At 57.7% G+C, this 20,982-nt stretch carries 22 protein-coding genes; 9 read left to right on the plus strand and 13 right to left on the minus strand.

Annotation, left to right across the window (positions count from 1 at the left end):
- The 3 genes from P0119_08285 to P0119_08295 all read left to right on the plus strand — a co-directional run bounded on the left by P0119_08285 (nt 1) and on the right by P0119_08295 (nt 2,766).
- Nucleotides 1–1,617 carry an efflux transporter outer membrane subunit gene (locus tag P0119_08285; protein ID MDF0666056.1) on the plus strand — a complete coding sequence of 539 codons (1,617 nt, stop codon included), beginning with the start codon at nt 1–3 and terminating at the stop codon, nt 1,615–1,617.
- Between the two features lie 218 nt (nt 1,618–1,835).
- Entirely contained in the window at nt 1,836–2,195 is a 360-nt protein-coding gene (locus P0119_08290) for a hypothetical protein (protein MDF0666057.1), read from the plus strand.
- Nucleotides 2,196–2,295: 100 nt separating this feature from the next.
- Nucleotides 2,296–2,766, plus strand: a complete 471-nt coding sequence (locus tag P0119_08295) for a glycine zipper domain-containing protein (GenBank protein MDF0666058.1) — start codon at nt 2,296–2,298, stop codon at nt 2,764–2,766.
- Between the two features lie 479 nt (nt 2,767–3,245).
- On the opposite strand, the gene P0119_08300 is transcribed toward P0119_08295, so the two are convergent.
- The 3 genes from P0119_08300 to P0119_08310 all read right to left on the minus strand — a co-directional run bounded on the left by P0119_08300 (nt 3,246) and on the right by P0119_08310 (nt 6,057).
- Nucleotides 3,246–3,527: a hypothetical protein gene (locus P0119_08300; GenBank protein ID MDF0666059.1), complete on the minus strand. Its 282-nt coding sequence runs from the start codon at nt 3,525–3,527 to the stop codon at nt 3,246–3,248.
- 68 nt (nt 3,528–3,595) lie between these two features.
- On the minus strand, nt 3,596–4,498 hold the full coding sequence (locus P0119_08305) for a fructose bisphosphate aldolase (protein MDF0666060.1): 903 nt from the start codon (nt 4,496–4,498) through the stop codon (nt 3,596–3,598).
- Nucleotides 4,499–4,869: 371 nt separating this feature from the next.
- Nucleotides 4,870–6,057 (minus strand): hypothetical protein, encoded by a 1,188-nt coding sequence (locus P0119_08310; protein ID MDF0666061.1) that lies wholly within the window; start codon nt 6,055–6,057, stop codon nt 4,870–4,872.
- Nucleotides 6,058–6,518: 461 nt separating this feature from the next.
- Here P0119_08310 and P0119_08315 point away from each other — a divergent pair, with 461 nt between their 5' ends.
- Together P0119_08315 and P0119_08320 are read left to right on the plus strand one after the other, a co-directional pair.
- Nucleotides 6,519–7,241, plus strand: coding sequence for a hypothetical protein (locus P0119_08315; protein ID MDF0666062.1), 723 nt, complete (start codon nt 6,519–6,521; stop codon nt 7,239–7,241).
- Between the two features lie 27 nt (nt 7,242–7,268).
- The gene (locus tag P0119_08320) at nt 7,269–8,834 is read left to right on the plus strand and encodes an alginate export family protein (protein ID MDF0666063.1); all 1,566 of its coding nucleotides are present in this window, start codon (nt 7,269–7,271) and stop codon (nt 8,832–8,834) included.
- Between the two features lie 128 nt (nt 8,835–8,962).
- Here the strand turns inward: P0119_08320 and P0119_08325 are convergent, their stop codons facing one another.
- The 6 genes from P0119_08325 to P0119_08350 all read right to left on the minus strand — a co-directional run bounded on the left by P0119_08325 (nt 8,963) and on the right by P0119_08350 (nt 14,376).
- On the minus strand, nt 8,963–9,322 hold the full coding sequence (locus P0119_08325; GenBank protein MDF0666064.1) for a hypothetical protein: 360 nt from the start codon (nt 9,320–9,322) through the stop codon (nt 8,963–8,965).
- Nucleotides 9,323–9,527: 205 nt separating this feature from the next.
- A complete protein-coding gene (locus tag P0119_08330; protein MDF0666065.1) occupies nt 9,528–10,175 on the minus strand; it encodes a TMEM175 family protein in 648 nt (215 codons plus the stop codon).
- Nucleotides 10,176–10,337: 162 nt separating this feature from the next.
- Nucleotides 10,338–10,901: a hypothetical protein gene (locus P0119_08335; GenBank protein ID MDF0666066.1), complete on the minus strand. Its 564-nt coding sequence runs from the start codon at nt 10,899–10,901 to the stop codon at nt 10,338–10,340.
- 70 nt (nt 10,902–10,971) lie between these two features.
- Entirely contained in the window at nt 10,972–13,512 is a 2,541-nt protein-coding gene (locus P0119_08340; protein ID MDF0666067.1) for a heavy metal translocating P-type ATPase, read from the minus strand.
- Nucleotides 13,513–13,604: 92 nt separating this feature from the next.
- The gene (locus P0119_08345; GenBank protein ID MDF0666068.1) at nt 13,605–13,835 is read right to left on the minus strand and encodes a DUF5132 domain-containing protein; all 231 of its coding nucleotides are present in this window, start codon (nt 13,833–13,835) and stop codon (nt 13,605–13,607) included.
- Between the two features lie 280 nt (nt 13,836–14,115).
- Nucleotides 14,116–14,376 carry a hypothetical protein gene (locus P0119_08350; GenBank protein MDF0666069.1) on the minus strand — a complete coding sequence of 87 codons (261 nt, stop codon included), beginning with the start codon at nt 14,374–14,376 and terminating at the stop codon, nt 14,116–14,118.
- A gap of 246 nt (nt 14,377–14,622) precedes the next feature.
- On the opposite strand from P0119_08350, the gene P0119_08355 reads away from it, so the two are divergent.
- Nucleotides 14,623–15,381, plus strand: a complete 759-nt coding sequence (locus tag P0119_08355) for a ParA family protein (GenBank protein MDF0666070.1) — start codon at nt 14,623–14,625, stop codon at nt 15,379–15,381.
- Between the two features lie 42 nt (nt 15,382–15,423).
- Nucleotides 15,424–15,720, plus strand: coding sequence for a hypothetical protein (locus tag P0119_08360; protein MDF0666071.1), 297 nt, complete (start codon nt 15,424–15,426; stop codon nt 15,718–15,720).
- Between the two features lie 10 nt (nt 15,721–15,730).
- On the opposite strand, the gene cax is transcribed toward P0119_08360, so the two are convergent.
- Nucleotides 15,731–16,792 carry a calcium/proton exchanger gene (gene cax, locus P0119_08365; GenBank protein MDF0666072.1) on the minus strand — a complete coding sequence of 354 codons (1,062 nt, stop codon included), beginning with the start codon at nt 16,790–16,792 and terminating at the stop codon, nt 15,731–15,733.
- Nucleotides 16,793–16,810: 18 nt separating this feature from the next.
- Entirely contained in the window at nt 16,811–18,232 is a 1,422-nt protein-coding gene (locus P0119_08370) for a TolC family protein (GenBank protein ID MDF0666073.1), read from the minus strand.
- 131 nt (nt 18,233–18,363) lie between these two features.
- On the opposite strand from P0119_08370, the gene P0119_08375 reads away from it, so the two are divergent.
- Complete coding sequence (locus P0119_08375; protein ID MDF0666074.1) at nt 18,364–19,254, plus strand: hypothetical protein; 891 nt, start codon at nt 18,364–18,366, stop codon at nt 19,252–19,254.
- Between the two features lie 192 nt (nt 19,255–19,446).
- Here the strand turns inward: P0119_08375 and P0119_08380 are convergent, their stop codons facing one another.
- Together P0119_08380 and P0119_08385 are read right to left on the minus strand one after the other, a co-directional pair.
- Nucleotides 19,447–19,665 (minus strand): hypothetical protein, encoded by a 219-nt coding sequence (locus P0119_08380; GenBank protein MDF0666075.1) that lies wholly within the window; start codon nt 19,663–19,665, stop codon nt 19,447–19,449.
- Nucleotides 19,666–19,668: 3 nt separating this feature from the next.
- Complete coding sequence (locus P0119_08385; GenBank protein ID MDF0666076.1) at nt 19,669–19,968, minus strand: BrnT family toxin; 300 nt, start codon at nt 19,966–19,968, stop codon at nt 19,669–19,671.
- A gap of 735 nt (nt 19,969–20,703) precedes the next feature.
- Here P0119_08385 and P0119_08390 point away from each other — a divergent pair.
- Entirely contained in the window at nt 20,704–20,973 is a 270-nt protein-coding gene (locus P0119_08390; protein MDF0666077.1) for a hypothetical protein, read from the plus strand.
- Nucleotides 20,974–20,982: the final 9 nt, after the last annotated feature.

The raw sequence follows: 20,982 nt of genomic DNA on the forward strand, positions 1-20,982 counted from the left end.
ATGAAACCACCGCGAGAAGAGCGAGACGTGCGAGAAAGGCGCGACAGGTCACACAAGGCAGCTTCCCCTGTAGATTTCTTTGCTTTTCTCGCGCCTTGCGCATTTCCCGCCCGTCTCGCCTTTCGCGCGAGCCTTGCGTTTCTCGCCAGCCTCGCGTTGACGTTGCCCGGCTGCAAAATGGGACCGGATTACACCCGCCCGGAGACGCCCAGCGCCGATGTTTGGCGCATGACCACCACGACTTCGGAGTCCATCGCGAATCTGCCCTGGTGGGAACTGTTGAAGGACCAGGAACTCCAGCGGTTGATCCGCACCGCTCTGGAGGAGAATCAAGATGTGCGGACGGCCGCCGCCTCGGTCGAGGAATTTCAAGCTCAGCTCGTCATCTCCCGGTTCGACCTCGCGCCCTCCGTGGGCTACGGAGGCCAGGCCTTCGTGTTCAATGCCGCGAGAAATTCCGTCGGTATTCCGATGCCCGGCGGCGGGGGGGTGTTTCTCCCCAGTCAAAACGGAACGACGCTCTCCAATGAGAGCGCCTACGGCGGCCTCAAGTGGGAAATGGACCTCTGGGGGAAAATCAGGCGATCGATCGAAGTGACGAGAGCGCAACTGCTGGCCCGCCAGGAAGCACAGCGGGCGGTGATCCTTGGCCTGATCGGCACGGTGGCTGAGGCCTATTTCGATTTGCGGCAACTGGATCTGCAGCTGGACATCACCAGGCAGACACTCAAAGCCTGGGATGAGACCGTGAGAATCTCGCGCATCAAATTGGATCAGGGCGCCATTTCCAAGCTTGATCTGGATCGGTTCGAAGCGGAGCTCGCCCATGCCGCTGCACTGCTCGCAGACCTAGAGCGGCAGTCGGTGCAGAAGGAAAACCAGATCAGCCTTCTACTGGGGCGCAAACCAGCTCAGATTTCACGTGGGAATGCACTCACTGCGCAAACGATGGCGCCCGACATTCCGGCAGGACTTCCGTCAGACCTGCTCCGGCGCCGACCAGACATTCTGCAAGCGGAACAGGACCTGGTTGCAGCCACGGCGGGCATCGGCGTGGCACAGGCTTCACGGTTTCCACAAGTTTCGCTGACCGGTGCGCTCGGGGTCGCGAATCCCCAACTGAGTTCCATTTCGCCGGGCATTGCGTTTACCCAATACGCCGCCGCCGCCGTCACCGGGCCGCTCCTCAACGCGACCGCGCTCGGCTATCAGGTGAAGGTCGCCGAAGCGCGGACCAAACAGGCGTCGCTTCAGTATGAAAAGACCATCGTGACGGCGTTCCGAGAGGTCGAGGATGCCCTGATTGCCGCGCAAAAGTCGCGCGAACAGGGGAAATCGCAGGAAGCTCAGGTCGCCTCGTTACGATCCGCGCTCGACCTGGCCGATCTCCGCTATCGAGGAGGCCGGGCGAGTTATCTCGACGTGCTGACGGCCCAACGGAGCCTCTTCGACGCGCAACTTGCGTTGGCACGTACTCACCGCACTCAGTTGGTCTCGGTGGTCCAGCTCTACAAAGCGTTGGGCGGGGGTTGGTCCCCGGACGACATGCAACGCTATCTTCAGGCTTCGGTCGAGGCGACAAAGAAGCCGGCCGGCCAGTCCGCAGGCGAGCCGTGACCTTCCTCATGCTCATGGTCGCGGTCACCATCAATTTTCTGATGGTGAGAGCCTCTCTGTATGTCAAACGGCTGGAAAACGGCAGCGGCGCAGCTAACGTATCACCGCCCTACGTCCGGTTCCTCATTGACAGACCTTGCCGAGTTGGCTATAAGCCTCCGTTGCAATAAATGCTGGAACGCCCAAGAAACCGAGTACACGCACAAGGAGGTGTTGCGATGAAGACTAAACAAATCGTCCTACTGACGGCCGCGACTTTCTTGATGGCCGGATCTATCCCTGCAATGGCAGCCGATGTCCTTGTCTATCCCAAGCAGAATCAAAGCAAGGACCAACAGGAGCAGGATACCTTTTCCTGTTACAAATGGGCGAAGGAACGAACGGGGTTCGATCCGACCAAACCGGCTGCGCAGGCGAGTGCGCCGCCTCCCCAGGGCGGGCCCCATAGACGACACCAAGCAGAGAAACAACAGGAAGCAGCTCAGCAGCAGGCCTCCAAACAGTATGAGGCGAGCGTGGAAGGGTATCAGCGCGCCTACGGAGTCTGCATGGAAGGTAAGGGCTACGCGGTGAAATAGTCGGCCGGCCCCGGCTCTTGCTGAGTTGGCTATAAGCCTCGCTTGCAATAAACGCTGGAACGTAGCAAGCAACCGAGTACACGCACAAGGAGGTGCTCCAATGAAGAGTAAACAGTTCGCCGTACTGATGGCCGCGACTTTCTTGATGGCAGGAGCTGCCCCTGCAATGGCAGCCGATGTCTTTGTCTATCCCAAGCAGAATCAAAGCAAGGACCAACAGGAGCAGGATACCTTTTCCTGCTACAAATGGGCCAAGGAACAAACGGGGTTCGATCCGACCAAACCGGTTGCGCAGGCGAGTACGCCGCCTCCTCAGGGTGGAGCTGCCTCCGGCGCGGCAAAGGGTGCCGCAGTAGGCGCCATCGGCGGAGCGATTGCCGGAGACCCAGGCAAAGGCGCGGCGATCGGTGCCGGAGTCGGTGCAGCAGGCGGCGCTCACAGACGACGCCAAGCAGAGAAACAACAGGAAGCAGCGCAGCAGCAGGCCGAGAAACGGTACGAGGCGAGCGTGGACGGATACCAGCGCGCGTTCGAAGTCTGCATGGACGCCAAAGGCTACGCGGTCAAGTAAGGCGGTTGGCCCCGGCTCTTGCCGGGGCCGCTCCGCCCCTCCTTCGACCAGACGGTACCCATACAGGAGCCGGTCGCAATCTTTGGCAGGCTGCGGAAAAACTCAATTTGTGTGCTTCGACAAGCACGAACGGAAAACCCCATATATTCAAGGTCGCTCCGTTCGTCCTGAGGCTCTCGAAGGACCTGTCCTGAGTTGATCGAAGGATGAACGGAGGTTTTTCCGCAGCCTGTTGAAACCCTGGCCCAACCGGGCTAGTGTAGTGTTTCATTAATACGTTGACATTGACCGTTCGCCCTGAGCTCGTCGAAGGGCGAGTGTTTTCAAATGGTTCCGTTCATGCGGTTCGACATGGCTCACCGCAGGGTTCGACAAGCCTGCCCTGAGTCAATCGAAGGGCTCACCACGAACGGAAGGTTAAGGAACTTATGCGTCACTACACTAGGACGAGGGCGACGGTGAGCGGGCCGGTTCGGAGTTCAATCCCGGCAGGCTCCCTCCGAGGTCCCGCACGAGTCGCTGAAAGTCAGGACTGACGACACCACCATCAAGAGGTCGTCGGCGCGGGTCGGCGCGTTCAACGCCTGCCCCATGGTGATTCTGGCCGGCTGGTATTTCTCCAATTTCGCGTTGACCGGATAATGGGCGCAACCGGTCACCAGCGCCACGACGCCGAAGAGGAACAGCAGCAGCCGCCCGAACGACGCCGTTCGACCCTGGGTGAGTATCGTGGCGGCGTTGGCTTGCAGAACTATCCTCAATGAGGGGAATCTCGGGGTGAAATCATTCCCACCTGCGCCCCCTGTTGCGATAACCTCCTCCTCTTGGGTTACGTATTGGACGCATCAAAGATGCTCTGAATGAACTTATCCAACATGGCGTTGAATTCAGCATCGGATTGCTGGGCCGACAGCCCTTCTACCAGCGCCCGCGAAAAACTCGCGACCAGGCCGTGATTCCTGTGCAGACGGTCGTTGGCTTGTTCCCTCGTATACCCGCCCGATAGCGCCACCACCCTCAAGACATTGGGATGTCGGATACAATCAACATAGAAGTCGTCCTGCTCCGGAAGCGTGAGCTTGAGCATGACCACCTGACTCCCCGGCAATTCGTTGAGCTCCTTCAACAGCGCCTCTTTGAGCAAGGCTTCGGCCTCGGCCTTGTCGCGACAGTGAATGTCCACTTCAGGCTCAACGATCGGCACCAAGCCTGCGGAGAGGATGTTCCGGGCGACCTCAAACTGCTGGCTCACGATATTCTTGATGCCGGCTCCATTCGCGGCTTTGATGACCGACCGCATCTTGGTTCCGAAAATCTTTTTCGTGTTGGCTTTGTCGAGCAGTGCAGCAAGTGCAGGCATCGACTTCATCAACTGGACTCCGTCCTGCTCAGGAGCAAGCCCCTTGTCCACTTTCAGAAAAGGGACCACTCGCTTCACGTTCCAGAGATAGTCCGCAGTAGGCCGTCCTTCAATCTCCCTATCCATGGTGTTCTCGAACAAAATGGCGGCAATGATCCGTTCTCCGGTAAAGCCGGGACTGGTCATGATGCGCGCGCGCATCCGGTGCACGATGTCAAACATCTCATCTTCGTTGGACCAGGCGCCTTCCTTGATTCCGTAGAGACGCAGTGCGTTGGGCGTGCTGCCCCCGCTTTGATCAAGTGCCGCAATGAAACCGGGATGTGTCTTCATCTGCTGTTGCTGTTGCTCGTGAGAACTGAGACTGTTCATAGCGCTTCCTCCAGGTGAAAGTGCGGATCAAGTGGTTGATAAGCGGTCATGGCTCAGCCCAGGTTCATCATCGCTGCCGAGTGTTCAGATGATGACCGTGATGACTTTATGATGGTACGCATGCCCATGCTCGGTTTCTTCCATTGCGTGACGTCCAAGCAGCCAGAGACGCATTGTACAGCACAGACTTAGACGAGAACACCGTCAAACTTGACAGGTCTCCGCAAAGCGGGAATCCCTGCTTAGCAGGCTGCTGAAAGACTCGATTTGTGTGCTTCGACAGAACGAACGAACAACCTCAGCAAATTCAATCACCGCTCCGTTCGTCCTGAGGCTCTCGAAGGATGAACGGAGGGTTTTTCCGCAGCCTGCTAGACCACCATTTTCAGCATCAGTTTGAGCACCTCATCCATCGGCACCAGGGTGGCCAGCAGGGGCAGGAACGGAAGCAACGCGACGACGATCAGTTTCAGCAGATCGTCCTTGTACAGAGGAACAATCGACATCTGACGCACGGCGTTGACTGAGCTCCCCATGTGCGCCACGGCCCGGAAGTCGCTTCCAACGTCTTCCGTGAGCGGTCTTCCCGCGAGCCATTTCCGATCGACTTCCTGAATGTGGCGGCACGCCAGCGCGCCGTATCGGAACAACGCCGATTCCTTGGCCTCGTACAGTCGATGGGCGAACAACATCAAGGGTCCGGCGATCGCCGACACGAGCAGCACCAAGAGACCACCCACTTCCCATTCATACTTCAGCAGCGAATCGCCTCCGTAGACGACAAAGTCGGCCGTCACGCCGGCGGCAGTCGCCATCACGCCGAACCCAAAACCGGCGAATGCCGACAGCGACTCGCTGAGGAATCCCAAACCGCCGGCTCCGTCACGATGGGCGGGAGACAGGTTCAGCTCCAGCTTCGAGACTTGTCCTAGGAATCGCCACCACAACCCGATTCGCCAAAACCACCGCATGAGCAGGAACGAGTAGATGGGAAACGCAACCAGGAAGTACCAGGCCCCGGCGTAGGAGGGGACCGGTCCGCCGGCTCGTGTGACCAACCGCCAGGTTGGTTCCGGATAGTTGAGCACGTAGAGGAAGGCAAACAGCCCGTGGAGGAAGGCCAGCCCCAGGATCACCAATTCCGCACGACTTGAGTGGCTCAGCCTGACGGTCTCCTGAACCAGTCGCTTGAACCGTTCCCGTGCTTCATCGACCACCAGACCCGCATCCTCAAACTGCCGCACGATCTCCCGGAGTTGTGTTCCACAGATGAGCTCGGCGTACAGAAAGACCGGCACCGTGACAAGAAACCGCGCGTGCTCTGAAAAATCGATCAGGAACGATTCGAGGCGTGTCGGCCCAATTACCAACCCCTGCGCCGCTGCAAGGAGCGCCAGGGGCGCCCATGTAACAAGTGTCACATAGAACGCGGCAAGCCCAATCCGGCGCCGGTCCTCCCGCACGAGACGTGTCCTTTGCTGCAGGCGATACAACGGCCCGCCTCCGAAAATCGGGAAGTCAGAGGCAACGGAACCCGAGCCGTGATCATTCTGTTCCATCAGTTTTCCTTTCAATCCTTGTCCCGAAAGATGGATGATCGGGCAGCGAGAAGACAACCGATCCCGCCACGAGTCACTCCGGCGGCGCGTCGAGAAAATCCTCCGTCCCCGGCGCCCGCTCGACCACCGGCACATACTTGGTCGCCCTGGTCGATGTGTGTCCTGGCCGATGGCTTCTTGCTCGCGCCATCCTTGTGTGTCTAACCGAAGGAGACTCCTCGACAATCGGGAAGGTTCATCACCGCGACAGTTGCGGGCTGGGTATACCATGTCTTCCTTCCTTCTGGAAACGGCAAAAGTGACAGGGGGTTTTTGCTGTCATTTCCCGACCTGCTTTGCTACCTTATCTTCACGATTTTCGACCAAACATGTAGACCAGGCGAGTCGGCCTGGCTCCTCTTGATCGCGAGAGCAGAGAGCGAGCAGCTCCGGTTGGGATCCAGTCTGTAGCGGGAGGCAAGATGAGTTGGCAAACGGCGCTGTTCCGTGAGTTTCCTGAGGCTGTGCCACAGGACCGGTTCATTTCCAGATCCTATGAAGCCCTGCACCAACACGGATTTCGGACAGATAACACCATCGCGTTCGCGAGTGTCTGCCGCGATGAGCTCACTATGCCCTTTGTGGATGATATCGAGAACACCTGGGGAGAGGTGTTTATGTTCTCAAGTCTGGGGGGCATGCTCACCCTGGGCAAGACCGGATTCCTGGCCGCCCATCGCCATGCCCCGATCGAAGCCGGTCGTGAACGATATGTCTATTACGCCCTGCCGCATATTGCGATCGATGCTCAGGGAGAATTCGGCGTCTATCATCGTCCAGGCCGTCGGGATGCCTCCCATACCTGTGGCGCCTTGGTGGCCTTTCAACATGAGCTGGAGAGCAAGTCTCTCCAGTTGGCGGTCGATCCGGACGACCTTGAGCAAAGCGTGCTCAAACGACATCTGTTGGGCAAGCTCCGATACGGTGACGTCCCAGACTTGGTCTCTTTGACCAGGATCGCCTACACGGTCATCCTCGAGGAACTGGAGCGGATGATACGGCTGACCGTGGATCCCGTGCAAAGCGATTATGGCTTGTTTACCGGGATTCAGATTCACGTCCCTGAAGGCAGGCACTTCGTCTGGCCTGGGACAGACTATGTCGTCGTAGAGGGGAAACAGTTGACCCTGCCAAAGATGAAGTGATCACGCCTGTTCCGAGGCACGACCGGCTTGATCACACGTGAAGAATTACACGTCGCCGCGCTCGGCGCTCTGCTGGTCGTTGCTATTCATCTCGGAATTCAACCAGCCCGGGCCGGTGAAACGCCGGACGCGCCGCCATCTCTCTCCAAATCCACGCAGCCGGATGAGCCGTCGACGGGAGAACAACCCTCCGATCGCCATCGTGAACCGCGTATCGGGCCGCTCGGGCACCGCCTCCAGGAGATTATTTTCGCTGACGATCACCGACTCATCATCCCGCAATCCCCGCTCAACCTTGACCAGCTACTCCATGTGCCCGAATGGCTTCATCTCGGCGTCGACTTTCGCGCGCGCTACGAATCGTACTCCCAGCCGGTCAAAAAGAACGAAACCACGGGAGCTGCGCAGTTTTCTGAACGTACGGCGGTTCAGGTCGCCATACGCTATAAGCCGTTTAAATTTCATCTGGAGTTTCTGGATGCCCGCCCGCTTTACAACTACGGCCTCACGGTCAGCAACCGGATGGAAAACGAGAACGATCTGCTACAGCTCTATGGCAGTGTGGGAACGGACAATTTTCTTGGATCGAATCTGCCGACCGAACTGCAGATCGGCAAGTTTACTCAAGTCTTTGGAAAGGGCCGTCTCATCGCAAGGAGCAACTACAGCAATGTCCCCTTATCATTCGTGGGTGCTCACTGGACGTTGGGAGCGCGCAAAGATTGGGAAGTCCGCGCGTTCGCCATGCTCCCGGTACAGAATCATCAGACGTCGCCGGACACTGTCCCTTCCAACACGCTGTTCAGCGGCATGTCGTATCTGGACCAACGCATACCCTGGCTCCATACCGAACTGTACATCTTTTACATAGCGCAGAACGAGCAGGCACAGGGCATCACCGGCGTCAATCAAGATCAAAGCACCCAAGGCCAGCTGGAGGACCTCTACACCCCGGGCTTTCGCCTCTTCAAACCTGCGGCCAAGGCGACCTTCGATTACGAAATCGAATCCGCCTATCAGTTCGGCCGATCGGCTCTCAACCCTGGAAGCCCCCCCTTGACCACATTCGCGTATTTTCAGCATGCGGAGGTGGGCTATACGTTCGCTGTTCCCTGGACACCGTCGATCCGTTTCAAATACGACTACGCCAGCGGCGATAGCGATCCCAACGACAATTCAAACGGTCGCTTTAATCCGCTCTTCGGCACGCAAAATTTCCCGTTCACGTACACGGGCATTTGGTCTCTGTTCAAGCGGGCAAATATCAATTCTCCCGGCTATACCCTGTCCGTGGAACCGCTGAAGGACGTCCAGGTCATCTTCAAGCAACGCTTTTGGTGGCTCGCCCAATCCAAGGACGAATTCGTCGGATCTGATCTACAAGATCCGACTGGACAGGCCGGCAAGTATGTGGGGTCGGAACTTAACCTGCGCCTGGCCTGGACCGTCGGCCAGAATCTGCTGCTCGAAGGAGGATGGCTGTATCTGATGAAAGGAAGCTACTATTCCAATCTGGTGAACCAAGGCGTGGCAGGCGCACCAAATGATAAAAATACCGACTATGTGTTTGTGTCCATGAGGCTCTTCTTCTGATTCCCGTTGTCGCCGCGAACCGAACTCTCCAACCGGCGCTCGATTCCGATAAGCAGGGGCACTGTCGGCAACGACCTGAACGCCACCCTGCGGGTTGCGGCCATCGAGAGGGCGTGAGGCTCTGCACGTTAGTCCAGGATCGGCTTATCTCGTTCTTCCTTTTCGAGTCGGCCTCCCTCAAATTTGATGGCATTCTCAACCGCCTGGCTCAACGATTCGCCATACGCGAACATTCGGTAACTGACGTACGCGGTGAAGCAAGCCGTCGCCAACTCAGCGACCCCAATGACCATCGCTGCGCCAAGCCCTACGCCGAAGCCGAGCACCGTGCCGTGCCCCGGGACATCGTGCAAGAACTGCCACGTTGCCCGGCCTGCCGCGTTCGCACCATCTTCGATGGTGGTGAACAGACTCTTACTGCTCGCAGCAATAGAGTCAGTCCAAGACGCCGCCTCGGATTCCATCGTCTCGGTTGCGCTCTCCTCCATGGTGGACCTCCCTATACTCAGATGTTGAAGAGGCCATGGTATCTGAAATAAAAGCAGCCTGTAAAGGCATCGAAATCAGCCATCGCAGGTACAGCGGCCGCTGTTAGCGAAGAGAGAACGGCGAGGGTGCGACAGCTGCAGGGAAAGAAGTCGGCTTCCAATCACCTTGGGGTGGATAGCGGGCAGGAACGGATCTGTCAGAGAATCAGAGGTTGCCCGCTTGCGGCGGGTGAGGAAATCCCCTGCGCAGAAGGACCCAGTCTCTCAGCGGTACAAGGAGCCAGACCAGGAGCGCGACGTGGATGTTGATAAACGAAACGGCGATGCTGACCAGCGCAAGTCCAGGACCGGCATAGGTTGTCCACCAGGAGGTCTTAATCCAGATGCCGTCCCCATCTCTCGCGTGCCATTGTTCATTCTGCATGAGGTACTTTCCCAGCAGGGCCAGCGACAAGAAGGCTAGGCCGAGATTCGAGGAAAATACAATCGTGGCGATACGCTCTCCCTCGTAATGGCCGATCAAGGAAGCTGCGTAGGGGGTGAGTGAGATGAAGAGCAGATGGGTCAGGTTTAACCGCAGAGCCCGTTCATCACATGTGGTCACCGCCTTGAAAAACCGGTGATGATTGATCCAGAAGTAGGCGATCACGATAAAGCCTATGACATAGGCGGAAAAGTTGGGTACTTGTGTCAGGAGATCCGCGATCAATTCGGGGTTGGTGGTTCCGGGAACCTCTGGAGCCTTGAGGTCCAGCACGAGGAGCGTGATGGCAATCGCGTACACGCCGTCCGCCATCGTACAGAGCCGGTCAGGTTCGTAGGTCCGTTTCAAGTACAGGTGCAGTGATTTCATAATGGGACTGACAATCACTTTCCGGCCCAATGCAAGAGCGGGTAGCAGGTTTTCTGGACTAGACCCTACAGAAGCGGCGAGAGACGATGTCACGGGTACGGTACGGATGAGAGTCAGGAGAAACTCCAACCCAAGGCATCGTGCCGGAGGCTCAGAGAAGGTCTACTCACCTGTCTTGGAAACCGGTTTTCCAGCTCCAGCCTCTTGTTTCTCCTTCCAGATTGTGGCCTTGCCGAAACAGTAGCTTGAAAAAAGGAGGAACGGGATGCCAGGAAGCAAGGGCACAGGCACCAGAATGGCACCTATGATCATACTGTAATATCCCAGCGTCCAATACACGGACTTGACCGGCTCTCTCGCCCGGTCAGTACCCTCGATGCTTTGCATAAATCGCCAAGGCTGAAGCCACGTCGTTGAAGCTGGGTCGGAGGACTCGATTGCGGGCGCTGAAGCTGCCCACATTTCCATCTCTCTACAAGTCTCATCATTCAGTACATGACGCAGCAATTCAGCGGTCCACGTCTCTGGTTCGAACGCCACCGTCAAGCTCTGACATCGCTCGGTGGCGCTCGTCTTGATGATTCCCGGCCTGGCAGACAGGACCGCTTCCAACCCGCGTGCCATGTTGGGACGGGTCTTGAGCATCGGAACCCGGAACCGGACGCGCCCCGGAATCGAATGGACGATGTGGATGTTGCCGAACGGCTCGTGCAGTGCTTCCGACATAATGTGCCTCTATCCCAGAATCAAGGGCAGCGGGAACGGCCGATGTCTTCCCTGCTTCGGCATGGAGAACTCATGAACCGGTTGTGACCGGTCGTTCCGGCGCAGAGAGCAGCGCGGTCTGTACGGGTGATGGAGAAATAATCCTGACCGGCTTCTCTTCCATGATCGGACGCAGACCGTTCATCGTGGCGGCGATGGCTGATCCATTGCTGAGCAAGGTGGCTCCGATAGGCCCAAGCAGGCCGACGCAGGCTAACCCCAGCGCAATCGTGTTGGGAATTGAGATGATCTTCCAGTTTTGCTTGATCAAGTCCACTGTCTCGCGGCCGATATCGATGGCGAGGGGAACCTTCCACAGCCCTCCATGCAAGAGGACTACCGGCGCCGTCTCTCTGGCCGCTTCCGTCCCCCCCTCGACCGCGATGCCGACATCGGCATAGGCCAGCATGGGCGAATCGTTGATGCCGTCACCAACGACCGCGACCTTGAACCCTTCCTGCTGCAGTTTTTGAACCGCCTCTGATTTATCTCCAGGAAAGACTTCGGCGACGAACTCTGTGATCCCAAGTTCCGCCGCGATCCTTGTCGCGACGTCCCGATGATCGCCGGTGAGCATCACGATCCGTTTCATCCCTCGGCCCCTCAATGCCTCAATGACGTCGCGCGCCTCAGGACGTAGCGGGTCGGAGATGGAAAGCAAGCCGATGACCACTCCATCTCGCGCCACGCAGAGCGGTGAAATGGCCCGTTGCTGCATCCGCGAGATGTGACCTTGGACGTCCGGCGACAAATCCACCTCACGGAGCGTCATGAATCTGGGACTTCCGACGAGAATCACCGAGTCGTCCACGATTGCTTCGACGCCGAGACCCAAGCTGTACTCCGATGCAGTTCTTTCAGGAATCGCGAGTCCCCTGGCCTGGGCTGCCCGAACGATGGCATCCGAGACCGGATGCGAGAGCCGCAGTTCTGCTGCTGCCGCAAGCGAGAGAACCTCATCCGTTGTGCTGCTGTTGACCGGGACTACATCCAGGACATCAGGATGTCCCGTCGTCAAGGTGCCCGTTTTGTCGAACACGACGGCATTCACCTCTGCGAGGCTTTCGAGGTGACGCCCGCCTTTAATCAAGATCCCGTTTCGGATCGCCTTCGTCATGGCAGACAGCACGGTTGTCGGAGCCGCAATTCGGATGCCGGTCCCATAATCGATGATGAGGACCGCCGCTGCACCCTGCAGGCCACCGGCCATGACAAGGCTGGCGAAGGCGCCGCCGGCAAAACTGTAGGGCACGAGATCATTTGCCCATTTGACGGCGTAATTCTGGATCTTGGTTTCTCGAGCCGGGGCGGCCTCCACGAGGCGCAGAATCTGAGCCGCCTCAGTTTCGCTTCCGATCCGCTCGGCCCGAACATAGAGCTTGCCTTCGCGCACGACGGTCGCGGCATAGACCTGACCACCTTCCTCCTTCTCCACTGGGATTGATTCGCCGGTAAGCGAGGCCTGGTCCACCAACGCTTTGCCGCTGAGGACAGTGCCATCCACGGCGATGCGTTCGCCAGGATAGACGACCACGGTCTCGCCGACTTGAACCTCCGCCACGTTGACGCGCACTTTCTGCCCATCCCGAACCACCCACGCCTCGATATGCTGGTACCCGAGGATTTCCTCGATCGCCTTCTTCGATCGCATCATGGTGAGGTCGCGGATCCAATCCGCGACGTTGATCAGCCAGACCATGAAGATCGCCATCGGGAAATTCCCTTGCACGACGAGCAGCGAGGTCGCGGAGGCATCGAGCACATCGACGTTCAGCTTGCCGTCATCTGACAGTGAGCGATGGGCCCGCTTGAGCATCGGCAGGGCGCTGATGAGCAGCAAGAGGGGAATCAGCGGCGCCGCGAGCGGCTCCACAAGCAACGCCACACCAATGCCGGCGCTTGAGTACCACAGTTCATCTCCTGCTTCATCGGAGGACGTGGCCTCCGGTAAATCCGGCTGTTCCTTGACGGATCTATATGCAACCACCTCCTGCCCCGTCAGCGGCTGTAGCCAGGAGCACAGCTTGTCGGCTGTCCAGCTACAAGGATCGCACGTGACCGTGACACTGAAGCACCAATCGTTGACCTGGACGTCACTCACGCCTGGTTGATCGAGGAGCAGCCGGTGGAGTCCCTCAGCGAGGCCGGGCGAGTGTTTTAACGCGGGAACCCGTAACCGTGCGCGCCCGGGGATCGCATGGACCACGCTGGTCTCGCCCAACGTCGGACCCGATTTGAGAGGTTCCCCCCTGACTTGAGATGGCGCAACCTCGATGGGAGTGGAAAGGTCCTGTGTCTGCGGACTCTGTTGGGGGATCAGTGTGGCGAGCGCCTCTCGATCAGCCCCGTTGATGGGGAACCAGAGAAGACTCGCTTCAGGAGCGGGACTCTCGGCAGCCCTGTGCGTTACTGCCTCTTCACCACCGTCGAGCGTGCCGATCGAGGGGGGCTTGCCCTGTGCGGTGCCATTGATCTTCGCACGAACGCGCGGTTTCTTGTCCGGCTCAGAGCTCGATGCGCGCCGTTTGCGAGCCTTGATGTCAGACTTCTCAATCGTCGTGTTGTCTTCCATAGGTAACGAGACTCTCCTCGGAAAGCGGTCGGCCGTCGCGTTTCCGCATTCTGGATCAACGGGTCTGTGCGGGGACTTCTCCGATGGTCCGGTCAGGTCTTGGGGGTGCTGTCATTATTCTGGTCCTCTGAGGTACCGCTCCCTTGCTGCTGGCTCTTGGACTTCTCCAAATCAGCCTTGGCCTCGGCGAGCAGATCCTTGAACTGTTCGCCTGTCTCAGAAGCCAATTCGGAGACTGCATCAGCCAGGACGATCCCACCCTTGATCAATTCCTTCGCGATGGGACGGAAAATCGCTCCGATCCCTGACACAATGCGTTCCACGGCTGCCCTCCTTAGTAGGAACTCTCGCCCATTCTGATCTGAAAAGGATTCCGATCAGAGGCTAGTGTAGTGTTTCATTAATACGTTGACATTGACCGTTCGCCCTGAGCTCGTCGAAGGGCGAGTGTTTTCAAATGGTTCCGTTCATGGTTCGACAGGCTCACCACGAACGGAAGGTTAAGGAACTTATGCGTCACTACACTAGAGAGAGAACTTGTTAGGCTGATAACGAATGTGGTGCCGCCTCTTGCAGAGAGACACCCGATTTATTGTATCCACCCTACGACACCTTAGTTGGGACCGTTTCCCCGGCTGCAGGCGCTGCCAATTCGTTCTTGGCTTCGGTTACAAGATCGCTAAAATACCCACCAGTTCCAGAGAACAAGTCGGAGGCGGCCTCCTGGATCACGATCCCTCCCTTGATCGCTTCTTTGGCCACCCCGCGCAACACCCTGCCTGTGCCGGACGCAACTCCGGTCACCAGATTGCAGCCTGCCACACCGATTACCACTCCGACGATGCCGCCGATAATAGCTTCCACGGCTCCCTCCCTGTGTATGAGGTGATCTGCCTTAGTTGAATGGTCCTGACGGCCCTATAGTTTCGTAGAATGACCGTCGAGATCTATAGGCCATTCGGCTTGGAGCAGTCAAGTGTAAATTCCGTACGAGAACGCTTTTCTCACATAATGACCGATTCTTGATTGTCTCTCTAGACCAGATTAGATACAATCCGCTCGCCTCACTCCATCGAGGCGCCGAGCATGTCGTGAATCTCGCGAAGCCTGATGCGCCTCATTGCCATCATCAACCAGAAGGGCGGAAGTGGAAAGACGACCACGACAGTCAATCTGGCGGCCGCATTGGCAGAGCAGGGGCGGCGCGTGCTCGTCCTGGATCTCGATCCGCAGGCCTCCGCGTCGAGCTGGCTCGGCGTGAAAGACGGCGGACGGGGGCTCTTGGACGTTCTGACGAACCGCTCACCGCTGGCCGAACTGGTTCAGCCCACGTCGGCCGACGGCGTCGATATCATCCCCTCTTCCTCCTGGCTGATCGGGGCGGAAAAAGCGCTTGCCGGCGAAGTGGGTGCCGAAGCGATTCTACGGCAACGGCTCGGCGCGCTCAAAGGGTCCTGGCAGTATATTCTGATTGATTGCCCTCCGGCGCTGGGATTCCTCACTGTCAATGCGCTGACCGCGGCGCGGGAACTGTTGGTGCCGGTGGAGAGCCATGTCATGGCTCTGGGTGGACTGGCCCGTATCTTGGAAACCCTCGAGCAGGTCAAAGAGCGTCTCAATTCCGAGATTACTATGGCGGGCATTGTCGCTTGCCGGGTCGATTTGAGAACCCGCCATGCTCAGGAGGTAGTCGAGCAACTCAGAGGTCGTTTTGGACCGCTTGTATACAACACGCTGATCCGGGAGAATGTACGCCTGGCCGAATGTCCTTCGTTCGGCCAACCGATCACACGATACGATTCAGCTTGCAATGGAGCCGAAGACTACCGGAGGCTTGCGACGGAAGTGATCCGACAAGAGCATGCGTAAGTCCAGGCGAAAGAACCGATCACTGGAACCAGGAGAGGTCTGATGGCAAAGCGAAAGACGATCCGAGCCAACCCACTGGACAGCCTGATCCCCGACGCCGAACGTTCCTTGGAGCCATCGTCCCGCACAAGTCGCTCCCAACCCGCTGAGCGGAAGACAAAGCCGCCCGCACAGTCGATCCAGCCTACACTGGAGCATGCCGACATGCCACGATCAATCGAACCTCCGACGACCCCTCAGACCGCCGACCTGATGCACCGTATCGAGTCCCTGGAGCAGAGGAGTTCCTATCTTGGATGGCTCGCGGGCGGAGCCCTTCTCCTTGCGCTGCTGCTGTAGCCCTTTCGTTTCATCGCACGGGAAGAAAGAAGAACCCGATCGCGAACATCACGTAGACAGCCATCAGCATCACGCCCTCCATCCAGTGACATTCTCCGTCTGACGTCAGCCGACTGACGACGGCGACGGCGAGCACGATCGCGATGATCTCGAAGAAGGTGAAGTGAAGATCCATGGGCTGCCCCAGGAAATAACCCACGAAGACGAGCACCGGGGCCACGAACAACGCCACCTGTGTGCTGGCCCCGACCGCAATACCGAAGGATAAATCCATCTGGTTCTTTCGTGCGAACCCCACGGCATTCATCGCCTCCGCGGCGTTACCGACCAGCGCGAGAAAAATGATCCCGGCGAAGATCGGGGTGAATCCGAGCGATTCGGAGGCCGGCTCGATGGCTCCGACGAGGATTTCGCTCACGACGGCGATCACGACGGTGACCGCGGCCAGCACGCCGATGGCTTTCCCTTTGCTCCAATGGGCTTCGTGCGAGGCTCCATGCGACTCCTCCGCACCGGACGTCTCAGGATCCTTCTGGATGAGTTGCCGATGCGTCTTGAGGGTAAACACGAGACTCAGGATGTAGGTGACAAAGAGGACGATCGAAATCTCCAGGCTTACTGCGCGCTCCTGACCGCTTGCGAAATGAAACATCGCCGGAATCAGAAGTCCTATCGACGCCACGAACATGAGGCCTCCGCTCATGCCGGCCACCGTCCTGTTGAAGTGCTGACCTTGCCGACCCCAGCCACCGACGATCATCGAAAGGCCGAGCGAAAACAGCGTATTGCCCAGGATGGACCCGGTGATCGAGGCCTTGACCACATCGATCAAGCCTTCCTTGAGGGCGAAGCCGGCGATAATCAACTCCGGCGCGTTACCGAGGGAGGCGCTCAACAGTCCACCGATCGTGGCTCCCACATAGTTCGAGAGTTGCTCCGTCGCACGGCCCATGAGGCCGGCGAGCGGGATAATGGCCAGGGCGGAGACCAAAAAGACGGCAATCGGGCTCGCCTGATACCAATCTAGTGCGAGGGCGATAGGGATACAGATCAGCAGAACGTTCAGGCTCATCACCAATCTCCTCTCACGTCAAAAGTTGATCGTGCGTCCGGTGTCCCGTTCAAGGCGGAACAGTGATTCGTAGTAGCCGAACAGAGCATCCAGATGATTGATTTCTGTTTCCCCATAGGAGCGGCGTGCGCTTTCCAAGTCGAGGATTCCGACTTCCTTTTTCGAATAACCCTCTTGAGCGGCCTGAAAGACCATGGAAGAGTGCTCGATTGCTCCATTGGTCGCATCGACCAGTTTCCTGGCGTGCAGGAACCTGCGGTATGAGACGCTGACCTCGTTCTGGATCAGCACCGTCGCCTTGTCCACTTCGGTTTGGGCCATCCTGATGGCCACCTCAGCCTCGACAATCCCTCCTTGATTCCTATCGAAGACCGGAAGCGGCACGCTGAAACCGATGCCCCACTGTTGCTGGTTGTCCGGACCGTGAGGTCCCTGGACCATGTATCCCAGCTGTGCCGTCACGTTGGGATAGGGAATCACTCGTGCCAGTTTCAGCTCCGTTTTTCGTTTGTCGAGGACGATCCGGCGGGCCCGGATGTCCGGACGGTTTTCCACCGCATAGCTCACGAGTTCAGCGAGCTTTAGCTCCTTTGGGTAGAATATGAGGGGTGTTTCCAGTTCGATTTCGACATCCGGGGACAGCCTTAAGAGGACCCGGAGGTCGCCTGAGGCGTCTTCGACGGCTTGCAGATCCTTGAGCACTTCCGCTTCCGTGTTGACGGTCAGCAGACCCAACCTCACCCGATCGATGTCGGAATCTGACTTCCTGCCGGACGATTGAAACGATTTCGAAAGAATGTCCAGCGCCTTTTGGTCGATAGCCAGGTGGCCACGCTGTCGCTGGAGATTAAAATAGCTGTCCTTGAGCACAAACACCAGTTGCCGAACCACATCTTCGAATCCTGCCTCTACGGATGAGGCCTCCAAGTCGGCAGCCTTGATTCTGTAGCCTCTCTTTCCGGCCACTTCGAACAGTTGACTCACAGACGGACCGACCATTCCGCAATTGGTCAGGTTGCATCCTTGAGTATAGGCACTCAGGGTGTTGACGTTGAGCGTTGGATTGGGAAAGAGCCGGGCGGTGATTTGGCGACCTTTGGCGGCATCAATTCCGTAATGTGCCAGTAGGAGGTCCAAGTTCTGTTTCAGGAACAAGCTCATGGTTTCGTCCACTGTGAGCTGCAAGACGGTGGGTCCCGGACGAAGGGGTTCGACTTTGGGTATCGTCTCACGCTTGAAGAACCCGTCCCCAAACAACCCTCTTTGGATTTGTGACAGCCAGTCTTCGACGGCTGAGGGGATAAAAGGGATATCGGGTATCTGCGCCTGTCCGTTGGTTGTCGGTATGAGGCATGCCAGTACAGTCACGATTACGAGCGCCGCCCGAGAGACCGCGCGTCGGACAACTCTTCTGCCTAGTACGCGATGCAGCTCCACCATTGTTCACCTCCCTGATGCAAGAGACGAAAGGACAGCACTGCGAACTCGACAACAGACGCACACATCGGGTAAGAATGGCCTCCGGCGGCTGCGAAGCAGCCGAAGCGATCGCACGCGATTGGGAAAGAGCCATGAAACTGCTCGGGCGCGTCAATGAAGTAACCGATCTCACGACGTTTGTCGAGTCTTGTTCGGACGGTGATCGTGCTCGTCTGGACGGATTGAGGCAACCGCTGTGCGATGCGCGCGCGAGAATTTGTCGGACGGACGGACGGGTGCTCATCGAGACAGCGACGGACAGGACCGGTAATTTTCAACTTGATGTTTTAACCCCATCGGACGACCCATTGTTTCTCATGATCGATGCCGACCGGGAGACCTCGGCATCCGGCGTGGAACAGCAAGAGGTCGGCTGTTGGTACCGTTCCGCAAGTTTTGTGGCTGCCGCGATGGATGATCGGCCAAGGGAGATCGATGTCATTCGCACAATTATTCCGACCTCATCCGGTTTCAACAGCGTTGACTTGTCGGCACTCCTCGCCCGCACAAAGGCGGAAGAAGCGGATCTTGAGTGGATCAGCGGCACGATCGCTGCGGCGAGCGTCTCACTCGAATGCGGCGGCAAAGGAGCACGCGCCTCCGGCAAGCTGGTTCTTACACCTGACAGGTCCGGTGATCTATCCAAGGTCCTGGCCCATTCCATAGAAAATTTTCGCCTGGATTTACCAGGCCCATCCTGGTTGGTCGGTCTGGTGGTATCGCGAGACAAGATCGAGGCATCCATTAAAGGCGGCCTTCAGGAACTTGCCGCTCAAATCGAGGCAAAACTGAAACTGAGCGCGCTTCATGCTTTTGCCGATCACCTTGGTCCGCCCGACCGACGATCCGCCACCACTCTAACGGAAGAGGCGACCTTGTCTTTCAGTGTCCTGCACTTCTCGGCATCTGGAACTTCGGACCGCGATCACACCATTACTGCCGAAGCCTGCCTCGGGTATCCCAAAAACCTCCTCCCGGCATGACGAGTTAGCGGATTAAACATGCACCGACCCTCCGAGTCTGGTCATTCGGCAGTTCACCCAGGGCGAGTCCATCATAGAGCGCATAGAGCGCAGGAGCCGGTTCGCTTCCCCGCCTATGAGGCCATAGAACTTGTCGAAGGCCAATCGGGACGGGCGCGCTTAAACGGGGTCCGACCCTGGGGCCCTCGGCATTCAGGACGCCCACTTGAGCGCCAGCTTCTTCTGGTTGATGGCACAGTCTCTCAGGTAGAGGTTGATGAGATGTTGATACGGCATGCCAAGCTCATCAGCCAGCCCTTTGAAATAAGAGATCGTTGTGCTGTCCAATCGAATGGTAATAGGTTTCTTGAGTAACTTCCGGTAGGGATTTCGCACCCCTTTCATTCTGGAGAAGTCATACTCGGCTCTCATGTGTCACCTCTCGTAGTGTGTCGCTTCGCTTCGAGTAGCTTTCCGTGCCGAAATAATTCGGATGACGCCATCGTTTTCCAGATAGCAATGACAGACGATCAGAAGGCGCAATTTAACGCTAAGTCCCATCATCAGGAAACGGTCTTCATCGCCTGAGTGGTCCGGATCATAGAACCTGATCGCATGATCATCGAGAAAGACCGTTTGCGCCTCCTCGAATGAGACGCCGTGTTTTCGCATGTTGCTGCGGTTCTTGGCCTCATCCCATTCGAACCGCAGCTCATGCATATGTACAGTGTACATATCATTGACGTCATCAGCAATGGGAATGACTAGGTTCCTCGCGGAACGTTTGCCACGGATGGATTCCTATGGAGCAGCAGCGCTTGCCCTTTAGCCCCCTTGGGCATCAATGGATACAGATCACCGAGAAAGCCGGATGGCTCAATGGTCCGCGCCGGTTTGGTTGGGACACACCTCATCAGGAGCAGGATCGCGCAACAGAATATCGTTATCATGGACCAGGGCACCCTCGCTTCACTTGCAAGACATGCTCCGGATCGTGTGTTCGCCCAGGCAGCGGCCTCCGCTGCGACCGGCCATCCCGATCATCCGCAATGAGCAGTCGTTTCGTCCGCCAACAAAGGGGGCCGGCCCCATTGGTGGTCGAAATCTACCTTGAGGTGCCCTGGGCATCACCTGAGTCCTGCCTTTATCTTCATTGCCGTGCGCTCGGAAACAAACCGACGGCTGTGGTATCATCCGGAGCCGTGACAACCCGGCATTATGGAGATTTCGAATGGGACGAGGCAAAAGCTCGCACAAACCTTCTCAAACATGGTGTTTCCTTTGAGGAAGCTCTTACGGCATTCGCAGACCCACTGGCCATTGACGCACCGGATCGATACATACCAGGGCGGTCGGTCTTGATCGGAAATTCAGCCCGTGGCCGGGTTCTATTCGTCGTACATGAAGAGCGACGGGACAGCATTCGGCTGATCAGTGCCAGAAAAGCCTCACCAATCCAGAGGAGAAAATATGAAGAGGGACCCGACGCATCGTAGACCAATTCCACCTGACGACGCCCTGGAACGATACGATTGGGGCAAGGCTGTCCGGGGGCGACACGCCCATCGTTTTCCGAAAAGCGCCCACGCCGTCGTCATCGCTCCTGAATTATGGCGACACTTCGGAACGGCGGATGCCGTGAACGACGGATTGCGCCTGTTGCTGAAGGTGGCGACGTTGGCAAAAACGGGAAGCCCGCACAAGCGCCTGCGGACCAAGAAAAGGCGGGAAGTCGCGTAATAGGGGAAA

This window comes from Nitrospira sp., assembly GCA_029194665.1.
Taxonomy (GTDB): Bacteria; Nitrospirota; Nitrospiria; order Nitrospirales; family Nitrospiraceae; genus Nitrospira_D.